Raw genomic sequence first — 12,734 nt, forward strand, 5'->3', positions numbered from 1 at the left:
ATTTTCGCTAGTTTCTCCATCGTAAAATTCAATGGAGTTACATAAATTACACACAATAAACTTACAAAGAGGTGTAGAAGTTGGAGAGACGAATTAGAAAAGTTCTTGCAGCAAATCGTGGGGAAATTGCAATCCGCGTATTTCGAGCTTGTACTGAACTAGAAATCCGAACTGTTGCGATTTATTCGAAAGAGGACTCAGGGTCCTATCATCGATTTAAGGCTGACGAGGCCTATTTAGTTGGTGAAGGCAAGAAGCCAATTGATGCATATTTAGATATTGAAGGGATTATTGAAATCGCGAAAACCAGTGGAGTTGATGCAATCCATCCTGGATATGGGTTCCTATCAGAAAACATTCATTTTGCAAGAAGATGTGAAGAAGAGGGGATTATTTTTATTGGACCTCAATCTAAACATCTAGATATGTTTGGAGACAAGGTCAAAGCTAGGATTCAAGCTGAACTAGCAGATATTCCTGTTATTCCAGGAAGTGATGGTCCTATCAGTGGTTTAGAAGACGTTGTGAAATTTGGGAAAAATCATGGTTTCCCAATCATCATCAAAGCCTCACTTGGTGGTGGCGGACGAGGCATGAGAATTGTAGGGAATCTAGAAGAAGTGAAGGAAGCCTACGAGCGTGCTAAATCGGAAGCTAAAGCGGCATTTGGTAACGATGAAGTTTATGTAGAAAAATTCATCCAGAAGCCTAAACATATTGAAGTGCAAATTTTAGGGGACAATCATGGTAACATTGTTCATTTGTTCGAACGTGATTGTTCAGTCCAAAGAAGGCATCAAAAAGTGGTGGAGATCGCACCATCTGTCTCTCTTTCTGAAGATTTGAGAAGTCGGATCTGTGATGCTGCAGTTAAATTAATGAAGAATGTTGATTACTTAAATGCCGGAACCGTTGAATTCCTTGTCTCAGGTGAAGAATTCTACTTTATTGAAGTAAACCCTCGAGTACAAGTAGAGCATACGATTACAGAAATGATTACTGGGATTGATATTGTACAATCACAAATTTTAATTGCAGAAGGGTTTGGATTACATAGTAATGAAGTAGGGATTCCAAAACAAGAGGAAATTAAAACTCATGGTTTTGCCATTCAATCTCGTGTAACGACTGAAGATCCACTGAATAATTTCATGCCTGATACCGGAAAAATAATGGCTTATCGTTCTGGAGGTGGATTTGGAGTTCGTCTTGATGCAGGGAATGGTTATCAAGGAGCTATCATTACACCGTATTATGATTCATTGTTAGTGAAACTCTCTACATGGGCTCTAACTTTTGATCAAGCAGCAAGAAAGATGGTCCGGAATTTAAAGGAATTCAGGATAAGAGGCATCAAGACAAATATCGCTTTCTTAGAAAATGTCATTCTTCATGAGAAGTTTAGAAATGGAGAGTACGATACTTCCTTTATTGATACTACCCCTGAATTATTTATATTTCCTATTAGAAAAGACCGTGGAACAAAAATGCTTTCCTATATTGGAAATGTTACTGTAAATGGATTCCCGGGAGTGGAAAAACGTAAGAAGCCTGTGTTTGAAAAACCAAGGATTCCAACAGTTCATGATGGGGAATTTCAGGAGGGCACTAAGCAGATTTTAGATCGTGATGGTGTGGATGGATTAGTCCGATGGATAAAGGAACAGAAAGAAGTATTGTTGACAGATACGACATTCAGGGACGCGCACCAATCACTCCTAGCCACTAGGGTAAGAACAAATGATTTATTACATATTGCTGAACCTACTGCTAAACTGTTACCAAATCTATTTTCATCAGAAATGTGGGGTGGAGCGACGTTTGATGTTGCTTACCGTTTCTTAAAGGAAGATCCTTGGGATCGTTTATTATCCTTAAGAGAAAAAATGCCTAACGTCTTGTTCCAAATGCTGTTTAGAGGATCTAATGCAGTCGGTTATAAAAATTATCCAGATAATGTGATTCGTGAGTTTGTAAAACTATCCGCACATGCGGGGATTGATGTATTCAGGATTTTTGATAGCTTGAACTGGATAAAAGGGATGGAAACTGCGATTGAAGCGGTTAGGGATAATGGGAAAGTAGCTGAAGCCGCCATTTGTTATACCGGAGATATCAATGATCCAACGAGAACTAAATATAACCTTGCCTATTATAAGAATCTTGCAAAAGAATTAGAGGCACAAGGAGCGCATATCCTTGCAATCAAGGATATGGCTGGACTATTAAAGCCTGCAGCTGCCTATAGACTGATTTCTGAGTTGAAGGATACAGTATCATTACCAATCCACTTGCACACTCACGATACGAGTGGAAACGGAATTTTGACTTATTCAAAAGCGATAGATGCTGGAGTCGATATAGTAGATACTTCTTTAAGCACGATGGCGGGATTGACTTCTCAACCAAGTGCAAACACGCTATATTACGCGTTAGAAGGTTCAGAACGAAAACCAAATATAGATATTAAATCTCTCGAACAACTGTCGTACTACTGGGAAGACGTAAGAAAATATTATTCCGACTTCGAAAGTGGTATGGTCGCACCTCATACAGAGGTTTACGAGCATGAAATGCCAGGAGGCCAGTACTCTAATCTCCAACAACAAGCAAAAGGTGTTGGGTTAGGGGAGCGTTGGGAAGAAGTCAAAGATATGTACCGAAGAGTGAATCTTATGTTCGGAGATATTGTCAAAGTAACTCCATCTTCAAAAGTTGTGGGAGATATGGCTCTATTCATGGTACAGAATAACCTTGATGAACAAAGTGTGCTGGAAAAGGGGGAATACATCGATTTCCCTGATTCAGTGGTTGAGCTTTTCGAAGGTTATTTAGGCCAACCGACAGGCGGCTTCCCGAAAGAACTACAAAAAGTGATTCTTAAGGAAAAAGAACCAATCACTGTTCGGCCAGGTGAACTACTTGAGGATGTGGATTTTGAAAGTCTTAAAGAAGAACTTTTCAGAGAAATCGGCAGAGAAATTACTGATTTTGATGCAATGGCTTATGCTCTTTATCCAAAGGTATTTTTAGATTATATAAAGACTTTAGATCAATTTGAGGACATGTCTACTCTTGATACCCCTACGTTTGTGTTTGGGATGAGATTAGGAGAGGAAATTGAAGTTGAGATTGAAACTGGTAAGACTTTAATTGTTAAGTTAGTTTCGATTGGGCAGTCTCAGCCTGATGGGACTAGGGTTCTCTATTTTGAATTAAATGGACAACAACGTGAAGTAATAATAAAAGATGAGAGCATTAAATCAAGCATTGCTTCAAAAGTAAAGGCAGATCATAAAGACGAGAGTCACATCGGAGCGACAATGCCTGGTACCGTAATTAAAGTATTGGTTGAAAAAGGGGAAAAAGTGAAAAAAGGTGACCATCTCTTAATTACTGAGGCAATGAAAATGGAAACAACCGTTCAAGCACCGTTTACAGGAATCATAAAATCGGTTCATGTATCCAACGGAGAGGGGATTAATACCGGAGATTTACTATTAGAAATAGTCAAAGGATAAAAAAAGGATAGAGTGGAATTCAACCCACTCTATCCTTTTTTATATGGTTATGTTTTTGTCATTTGACTCTTTTTCTTGTATGGCCGCATTTTTACTGCTTCGAGTAGTTAGTAACAGTAAATAACTTAAAACACCGAAGAAAAGGGAAATGAATAGTGCATGGGAAAGAGCGATATACAAGTTTAAGCGACTGACGATGATTAAACCTCCAGCGATAACTTGTAGGCTTACTAGAATAAAAGAAATGATCCAACCCCAATACACGACCTTTTGATGTTTATAATGCTTCAGCAAACCGAAAACAATATATGCTACCCAAACGAAAACCAAACCAGCAACAAAACGATGACCCATTTGAACCCATTCATACAGATTAGCTGGTAGTGCGAATTCTCCATTCACACACATTGGCCAGTCTTTACATACCAAACTAGAATTTGTATGTCTTACTAATGCACCCGTATACACAACTGCATAAGTGTAAAGTAATAGTCCGACGATATGGAAGCTCATTTTTTTATCGATGACAACTTTTTCTGCTTTGAACTTTTTATCGACCTCAAATATTAGTAGTGTAAGCAAGAAAACTGAAGCGAATGAAATTAAAGATATACCGAAGTGCAAGGCAAGTACAAAATCAGATTGGCCCCATTTTACAGCTGCCGCTCCAATTAATGCCTGCAAAAGCAAGAAAAAGAATGATAAAAACGAAAGGAATTTTGTTTCTCTAATATGGCCAATTCGTTTCCAAGACCAAATAGATAAAATTAAAACCATAAAACCGACTGTGCCTGATACCAACCTGTGGGCAAGTTCGATTACTAATTCAATCGTAATATCACTGGGTACTAGCTGACCATGACATAAAGGCCAAGAGTCTCCACACCCTGCTCCAGACTCTGTTTTTGTAACAAGTGCTCCTCCTAGGAGTATGAGAAGCATGCCTATTGTAGTTAATACGGCAAACCATTTTAAAGGTTTGGACATGCGTTTTTCACCTTCTTAATGAATAAAGTAGAACGAACATGAAAACAATCTTAAAATAATAGAAGTACTAAATTACTATAATTTTGTTCAAGAAGTATCATAATAAAAAACAGATCGGTCAATCAATCGATTGAGAGTTACACAAATAGGGTTAGTATGTGTGTCAGATACCGCGCACACCTTATCGATGTTACACAAACCGATACATTTTTACAAGGATTTTAGTGAGGAAAAATTTATTGTATTATAATAGGGAAAACTGTTGAAACTTAGCCGATAATTTGTTAGAAATAGTATGGAGTCATCATATAATTTCCCAGGAATAGCAAGAGATTAATGAATTCAACAAGCTTTGCCCATTAATCGTTCATTTACATACACTATATTTTTTATTGTGAAATCACAACTTATAAGTGAGAAATTGGATATATTAAGCTCGTTATGAGTCACAAATTGGACATAAAATTTCCAAAAATATTTCACAAAAAACCTAATAAATATGATTTAATAGACAACATGAAGAAATGTAAATGAAATTATATTAGGCTAATATCTTTAAATGAATAAGTTAATCTTACTATTAACTGATTATTGTCATTTATTAGTTTTTGCTTCCTTGAATTCAAATATAGAAAAGTATTCAATAATGTTTTATAGTTAAGAAATGGGTACTTTTTTATAAGTAGTGGAATCTGTTAGAGGGGGAAAGTATATGTCGAATCCAAAGGCTTTGGCACACTCTTCTCTGAAGAGTAATGAACCAAGCCTTCAAGCTGATATACCAAATACAACTGCGTGGAAAGATTTCATGGCCCTAATTAAAATAGGGATTGTGAACTCTAATATGATCACGACTTTTACAGGGTTGTGGTTAGCATTATTTTTCATGAATGAACCATTCTTGACGAATCTTGATACAGTGTTTTTCACTTTAGCAGGCTCAGCATTAATTATTGCTGGTTCTTGCAGTTTAAATAATTACATTGATAGAGATATTGATCATTTGATGGAAAGAACTAAAACGAGACCAACTGTCACTGGTAAGGTTGACCCGGCAAAAGTACTTGCGCTGGGATTTTTACTTGTCATTGCAGGACTCATATTTCTAGCATTCACTACATGGACTGCTGCTTTAATAGGATTGTTTGGAGTCGTATCCTATGTCGTTTTCTATACGTTGATGACAAAAAGGAAATACGTTGCAAATACGATCGTAGGTAGTTTTTCTGGAGCAGTGCCACCATTAATTGGATGGGCTGCAGTGGACGCGAACCTTAGCACTTTAGCCTGGATTCTTTTTTTGATCATGTTCCTTTGGCAACCACCGCACTTTTATTCTCTTGCCATGAAACGTTGTGAAGAATATCGTGCAGCTGGTGTTCCGATGTTACCTGTCGTGAAAGGCTTTGCACGAACAAAGAAATCCATCATGCTTTGGATCTTGTTTTTGATGCCAACTCCAATCTTCCTAACATCATTGGGAATGCCATTGGTAATCCTTGCAATTATTTTGAATGTCGGATGGCTAGTATTAGGGATATATGGGTATAGATTGAAGGATGATATAAAATGGGCAATATTAATGTTCGTTTATTCTTTGAATTATCTGACAATCCTATTTGTCGCTATGGTAATCGTAACATTAGTTTAACTTAGGAATTCTTTCTTATTTTTCTGTAAGAAATTATTAATAGAGAGAATTCTCACAACTGGTAAACAAAATTCAGTTTTGTGAGAAATTTTTACGAAAGAGGGGTTTCAATCGTTATGAAAAAACGGCTGCAAAATTGGCGTCTAGTATCATTATTTGCTATGTTGACGCTAGTACTAGCCGGCTGCGGGGAGCCATTTATTTCTACCTTAACGCCAGCTGGTGAAGTAGCACAAAATCAGTATGATTTAATGATTCTAAGCACGATTATCATGGTGTTTGTTATCATTGCTGTTGCTGTCATCTTTATTTATGTATTGTTCCGCTTCCGTCGCAAAGGAAATGACAAGACAATTCCTAAGCAAGTTGAAGGAAGCCATAAGCTTGAAATCATTTGGACAGTCATTCCTATTCTTTTGTTAATTGTCCTTGCTGTTCCAGTGGTTGCATACACATTTAAGTTAGCTGATGTATCACCAATGGAGAAGAAAGATAAAGATGGCAAAACAAAGGATGCATTAGTGATTAATGTAAGAGCTAATCTTTATTGGTGGGAATTTGAATATCCAGACTTAGGCGTAATCACTAGCCAAGAATTGGTAGTTCCTACTGATAAAAAAGTGTATTTCAACTTAACAGCATCAGATGTTAAACACTCCTTCTGGATTCCTGCAGTAGGTGGAAAAATGGATACTAATACAGATGGCGTTAATAAATTCTGGTTAGAATTCGATAGTCAAAAGTCTGAAGAAGTAGGCAACCTTTTCTACGGAAAATGTGCTGAGCTTTGTGGACCTTCACATGCTCTAATGGACTTTAAGGTAAAAGCAATGTCCCAGGATGATTTCAAACAGTGGACAAAAGATATGAAAGCGGTTAAAGAACCAGTGGTGGACGATGCACTTGCTAGAGAAGGTCAAGAAATCTTCAATAAGAGCTGTATCGGTTGCCATGCTGTAACTCCTAGTGATGCTCGACCTGAATTAGCACGTCAGGCACCAAACTTAGCAACATTTGGAGAGCGTGAGCGTATTGCCGGAGTATTAGACCATTCTGAAAAGGACTTAAAGAATTGGTTAAGAGATCCGGAGAAATATAAGCCAGGTAATACTATGTCAGGTACTTATGGCGAGTTAGACGAGAAACAACTTGATGCTTTAACTGCTTACTTAATGGGTTTAAAAGTAGAAGATAAATAGGGGAAACTCTTGAAACAAAGGGAGGTTACAGCGTGAGTACGTACGCTCAGAAAAAAGGTTTTGGCGCAACGATTTGGGACTACTTAACAACAGTAGACCATAAGAAAATCGCCATACTATACCTAATCGCTGGTGGCTTTTTCTTCATTGTTGGTGGATTAGAAGCAATGTTCATCCGAATTCAGCTTGCTGTTCCGAACAATGATTTTGTAAGTGCCGGTCTATATAATGAAATTTTAACGATGCATGGTACAACCATGATATTCCTTGCGGCGATGCCGTTAGTGTTCGCGATGATGAATGCAGTAATGCCTCTTCAAATCGGAGCTCGTGACGTTGCATTCCCATATTTGAACTCACTTGGTTTTTGGTTATTCTTCTTTGGTGGTGTGTTCCTGAATCTTTCTTGGTTCCTAGGTGGCGCACCAGATGCAGGTTGGACTTCCTATGCATCACTATCCATGGAGTCTAAAGGACACGGGATTGATTTCTATGCACTAGGACTACAGATATCCGGTGCAGGTACGTTAATTGGGGGTATCAACTTCCTGGTTACGATAGTAACGATGCGTGCTCCTGGTATGACATATATGCGTATGCCACTATTCACATGGTCTACGTTTGTTGTATCTGCTTTGATTTTATTTGCTTTCCCACCATTAACTGTTGGGTTATTCTTAATGATTTTTGACCGTATGTTTGGAGCTAACTTCTTTGACGTAGCGACAGGTGGTAATACAATTATCTGGGAGCATTTATTCTGGATTTTCGGTCACCCTGAAGTATACATTCTTATATTGCCAGCATTCGGTATTTTCTCAGAGATTTTTGCTACATTCTCAAGAAAACGTCTTTTCGGATATTCTTCAATGGTATTCGCTACAGTTCTAATCGGTTTCTTAGGATTCATGGTATGGGCTCACCATATGTTCACAACTGGATTAGGCCCAATCGCAAATGCGATATTCGCTGTTGCCACTATGGCTATTGCGGTACCAACAGGTATCAAAATCTTTAACTGGATGTTTACAATGTGGGGCGGTAGCATCCGATTCACTACACCAATGCTTTATGCAGTTGCTTTCCTCCCGTCATTCACTGCCGGTGGAGTAACTGGGATCATGCTAGCTTCTGCTGCAGCTGACTATCAATTCCATGATACTTACTTCGTAGTAGCTCACTTCCACTACGTAATCGTTGGTGGGGTAGTATTTGGTCTATTGGCTGGTACAACATTCTATTGGCCAAAAATGTTCGGTACGATGTTAAATGAAACACTTGGAAAAATTACGTTCTGGTTGTTCTTAATTGGTTTCCACTTAACATTCTTCATCCAACACTTCTTAGGATTAATGGGTATGCCACGTCGTGTATTCACTTTCCTACCAGGTCAAGGTTTTGAGACAGGAAACTTAGTAAGTACAGTTGGTGCCTTCTTCATGGCGGTTTCAACTATTATATTGTTAATTAATATCATTATCACTTCTGTACAAAACAAGAAAGTTGGCAATGATCCTTGGGGCGATGGACGTACTCTTGAGTGGGCGATTCCTTCACCACCTCCATTCTATAACTTCAAGCAACTACCTCTTGTACGTGGTTTAGATGCTTACTGGTTAGAAAAAATGGAAGGGAAAACTGAAATGACTCCTGCTGAGCCATTAGGTGATATCCATATGCCAAATAATTCTTTCATTCCTTTCACAACTTCTCTTGGTTTATTCGTTGCAGCATTTGGCGCAATGTACCATGCAGAAAAATCTTGGGGAGTAACAGTAATAATTATTGGATTGTGTATTACACTAGGATCTATGTTTGTTCGTTCTATTAAGGACGATCATGGTTTCCATATTCATAAAGAAGATCTTATCAATGAAGACAAGGGAGGGAAATAATCATGCACGTTGAAGAAAAATACACTGAAGCAACGTGGCCTTCTTCTCCTGAAAAAGCTACTTTGGAAGGGAAAAATAAGTTCTTAGGCTTTTGGTTTTTCCTTGGTGGGGAAACAGTATTGTTTGCTTCCTTATTTGCTACTTACCTTGCTTTAAAGGATCGAGTTCCAAGTACTGAACACGCACTTGCAAAAGATTTATTCGAGCTTCCATTGGTTTTTGTCGCAACAATGCTTCTTTTAACTAGTTCATTAACAAGCGTATATGCAATGTATCATATGAAGAACTATGACTTCAAAAGAATGCAAGCATGGTTACTTGTTACTGTAATATTAGGTTTAGGATTTTTAGGTCTTGAAATTTACGAATTCAATCACTATGTGCACGAATTCCATCATACTTTTACAAGTAGTGCATTTGGTTCAGCCTTTTACACACTTGTAGGATTCCATGGAGGACACGTAGCGTTCGGTTTATTATGGATCACTACTTTGATGGTTCGTAATGCAAAACGCGGCTTGAACTTATACAATGCACCGAAGTTCTACATTGCAAGTCTTTACTGGCACTTTATCGACGTAGTTTGGGTATTCATTTTCACAGTCGTATACTTAATGGGAATGGTGGGATAACCTGATGGCAAATAATCATGTAAATTCAACTAATCCAAAAATTGACCTTGAATACCGTCGTAAGAAAAATGCTGAGGACATGAGATACCAAGTTATCACATTCGCCTTAATGATTTTCTTAACGCTTGTTGCGTTCGTTGCAGTAGGATATGAAGGATTTTCTCACTGGTTTATCGTACCATTTATTGTCCTTCTAGCAGTTATTCAAGTAATTTTCCAACTATACTACTTCATGCATATGAGTCACAAAGGACATGAGGCACCAGCTTTATTCCTATACACTGGCCTTGGAGTAGGTTTAATTACAGTACTAACATTTGTTACAATCGTTTGGTGGTAATAGATATTTTAGAAAATCGGCACAATATGTGCCGATTCAGATTGTCGACAAAAGGTATCGAGAGTATGCTCTCTCGATACCTTTTGTCATTTTTTATATGTATTGTAGGAGAAAAGGTTGATTTCCGCTCCAGGCGCTTGCTTTCCGGGGGGCGTTCGCCGAGCCTCCTCGTCGCTACTGCTCCTGCGGGGTCTCGCCTGTAACGCTAATTCCCCAGGAGTCAAGCGCCTTCCGCTCCAATCAACTAATGTCATGCAACTTTTCATGTGTCCAAGTGGCTAGCTTTTTTAAATTCATGGATGCAATAGTAAGCATTGCCTGCATAGACAATTTTTTTAGTCCCCTTAGGGTTGTTCAACGCATACCATGCTTTTCTTTCGCATCCGCAAAGACCCGTTCAATCGTTTCCTTACGCTTCGCATATATTTGTTTAACTTCATTAAAGTGTCTTAATTGGTTCGCTTCTTCCTTTTCAAATTTTTCCGGAGGAAAAGGCTTTTTGCCACGTTCCTCTCGATCTATATTCAACTCTAATTGAAGCTTCTCTTCATAGGCACGTGATTCTTTTCGAACCACTTTCTTATTGTATTTTCGTTTATTCGCACTTGCTTTGACATGAGTGGAGTCAATGAAGATATGATCTGCATGCAGAATCCCAAGCTCCATGATTTCTTTTAATATACGGTAGAAAATGTGTTCAAAAACTTCGGAGTCTTGATAACGACGCTCATAATTTTTACCGAAGGTAGAGAAATGAGGGACTTCTGTATGAAAGCCGAATCCTTAAATTCACAAAAAAGATGGTAAATAGTTAAATCCATCATTAAAATGAGTCTAAATTGTGTCTATTGAATTGATCATATTATTTCCTTATGTTATTAGGTTGGAATGTCATTTAATATTCTTGTATAATGAGAAGGGTAAAAAGATATGAACACAAAGAGGTGTGATCAGAATTGTCACTTGAAATATTTGGCTTTCGAGCTTTATGGAGTCCCTTTTTCTTTATTTCTCTAGTAATAGTGTCAATCCTATTTTTTCTAGCTGCCACTAAATATCGAGAAAAACTTTCTAAGGATAGTGAGCGACTTACAAATAAGCAAGCAATCTTGTTTATTGTTTCAATAGTCACTTTATATATCATAAAGGGGTCACCATTGGATTTATTAGGGCACATTATGTTCAGTGCACACATGACACAAATGGCCATCTTGTATTTAGTCATTCCACCATTGTTAATTTTGGCAATCCCACATTGGATGTGGAGGGGTTTTTTATCCTTTAATGGTGTCAGTAAAGTGTTTGATTTTGTGACTAAGCCTTTGATTGCGTTAATTGTTTTCAATTCAGTATTTTCCATATACCACATTCCCCTAGTATTTGATTTCGTTAAAACGGATATGTGGATTCATGCGACTTATACAGTCCTATTATTTCTTACTGCCATGTTCATGTGGTGGCCACTCGTGAATAATTTAGAGGAATATCAAGAGCTTTACGGTATAAAAAGAATTGGATATGTTTTTGCAAATGGAATACTACTTACACCTGCGTGTGGGTTAATTATCTTTGCAGAAACACCGATGTATAATACTTTTTCAAACCCGGCAGCATGGGCACAAGCATTGGAACTTTGTGTTCCATCATCTACTCTGCAAGGAATTACATTAAGTGGGCCAGAAATGTTCAATTGGTTGTCTCTTCATGAGGATCAAAGAACCGGTGGAATCATTATGAAGGTCATCCAAGAAGTCGTATTTGGTTTTGTATTGGCTTACATCTTTTTTGGATGGTATAAATCTGAAGGAGAAAAAATAGATCCACTTCCTGAAGTTCAACCAGCCGAATAAAAGCATTCTAAATAGGATGCTTTTTTCTTTTTCTTGTCATCAGTCCTATAGTTCGAGAAGTAAAAGGCAAGTTTCTATGTCAAATCATTGAACATTTAGGGCTTTTATTGAATTCTTTCAATTACTTTAATAAAATGTATTAGAATACATAATGAGAGGGCGATCATGAAATAATGTCTTTACCTATATTACCTACGATAAGCACGTCTTTTATTGTGCTAAGTGCCTTAACAGTGGCAATTGGCTGGTGGCAAATCAAGCAAAAAAGGATTGAGAAACATCAGAAGACAATGATGCTTGCTGCTGTTTTCGCTATCATTTTCTTTGTTATTTATGCATCACGTACGATCTTCATCGGTAATACCGCATTTGGTGGGCCTGAAAATATAAAAATTTATTACACGATATTTTTGATTTTTCACATCACTTTAGCGACTGTAGGTGCAGCGCTTGGTATAACAATGCTCGTTTCTGGATTTAAAAATAACTTGAAACTACATCGTAAAATAGGCCCGACCACTAGTATTATTTGGTTTTTCACTGCGATAACTGGTGTTGCGGTTTATTGTTTACTTTATGTATTTTATAAGGGTGGAGAAACAACTTCAGTAATAAAAGCCATTCTAGGCTTTTAAGGTTACCTTAGCTTTTATCTTATA

9 protein-coding genes and 1 pseudogene are annotated in these 12,734 nt (G+C 37.7%); 8 read left to right on the forward strand and 2 right to left on the reverse strand.

Annotated features, from left to right (window positions below):
- Window positions 1-80: 80 nt before the first annotated feature.
- A complete protein-coding gene (gene pyc, locus G3O09_RS10105; protein ID WP_163101368.1) occupies window positions 81-3,521 on the forward strand; it encodes a pyruvate carboxylase in 3,441 nt (1,146 codons plus the stop codon).
- 39 nt (window positions 3,522-3,560) lie between these two features.
- Here pyc and G3O09_RS10110 read toward each other — a convergent pair whose 3' ends face one another.
- Window positions 3,561-4,508, reverse strand: coding sequence for a COX15/CtaA family protein (locus tag G3O09_RS10110; protein ID WP_163101369.1), 948 nt, complete (start codon window positions 4,506-4,508; stop codon window positions 3,561-3,563).
- A gap of 712 nt (window positions 4,509-5,220) precedes the next feature.
- On the opposite strand from G3O09_RS10110, the gene cyoE reads away from it, so the two are divergent.
- From cyoE to ctaF, 5 genes are all read left to right on the forward strand, one after another.
- Complete coding sequence (gene cyoE, locus G3O09_RS10115; RefSeq protein ID WP_275898309.1) at window positions 5,221-6,159, forward strand: heme o synthase; 939 nt, start codon at window positions 5,221-5,223, stop codon at window positions 6,157-6,159.
- Window positions 6,160-6,275: 116 nt separating this feature from the next.
- Entirely contained in the window at window positions 6,276-7,358 is a 1,083-nt protein-coding gene (gene coxB, locus G3O09_RS10120) for a cytochrome c oxidase subunit II (protein WP_163101370.1), read from the forward strand.
- A 32-nt stretch (window positions 7,359-7,390) separates the two neighbouring features.
- Window positions 7,391-9,253 carry a cytochrome c oxidase subunit I gene (ctaD, locus tag G3O09_RS10125; protein WP_163101371.1) on the forward strand — a complete coding sequence of 621 codons (1,863 nt, stop codon included), beginning with the start codon at window positions 7,391-7,393 and terminating at the stop codon, window positions 9,251-9,253.
- A 2-nt stretch (window positions 9,254-9,255) separates the two neighbouring features.
- Complete coding sequence (locus tag G3O09_RS10130; protein WP_163101372.1) at window positions 9,256-9,885, forward strand: cytochrome (ubi)quinol oxidase subunit III; 630 nt, start codon at window positions 9,256-9,258, stop codon at window positions 9,883-9,885.
- A gap of 4 nt (window positions 9,886-9,889) precedes the next feature.
- Window positions 9,890-10,225 (forward strand): cytochrome c oxidase subunit IVB, encoded by a 336-nt coding sequence (ctaF, locus tag G3O09_RS10135; RefSeq protein ID WP_163101373.1) that lies wholly within the window; start codon window positions 9,890-9,892, stop codon window positions 10,223-10,225.
- 240 nt (window positions 10,226-10,465) lie between these two features.
- Here the strand turns inward: ctaF and G3O09_RS10140 are convergent.
- A pseudogene (locus G3O09_RS10140) lies at window positions 10,466-11,008 on the reverse strand (transposase); the annotation flags it as partial.
- 173 nt (window positions 11,009-11,181) lie between these two features.
- On the opposite strand from G3O09_RS10140, the gene ctaG reads away from it, so the two are divergent.
- Together ctaG and G3O09_RS10150 are read left to right on the forward strand one after the other, a co-directional pair.
- The gene (gene ctaG, locus G3O09_RS10145) at window positions 11,182-12,075 is read left to right on the forward strand and encodes a cytochrome c oxidase assembly factor CtaG (protein ID WP_163101374.1); all 894 of its coding nucleotides are present in this window, start codon (window positions 11,182-11,184) and stop codon (window positions 12,073-12,075) included.
- Window positions 12,076-12,248: 173 nt separating this feature from the next.
- On the forward strand, window positions 12,249-12,710 hold the full coding sequence (locus G3O09_RS10150; protein ID WP_163101375.1) for a DUF420 domain-containing protein: 462 nt from the start codon (window positions 12,249-12,251) through the stop codon (window positions 12,708-12,710).
- Window positions 12,711-12,734: the final 24 nt, after the last annotated feature.

Origin of the sequence: Peribacillus alkalitolerans, assembly GCF_010882125.1 — a bacterium.
Taxonomy (GTDB): domain Bacteria; phylum Bacillota; class Bacilli; order Bacillales; family DSM-1321; genus Bacillus_BN; species Bacillus_BN alkalitolerans.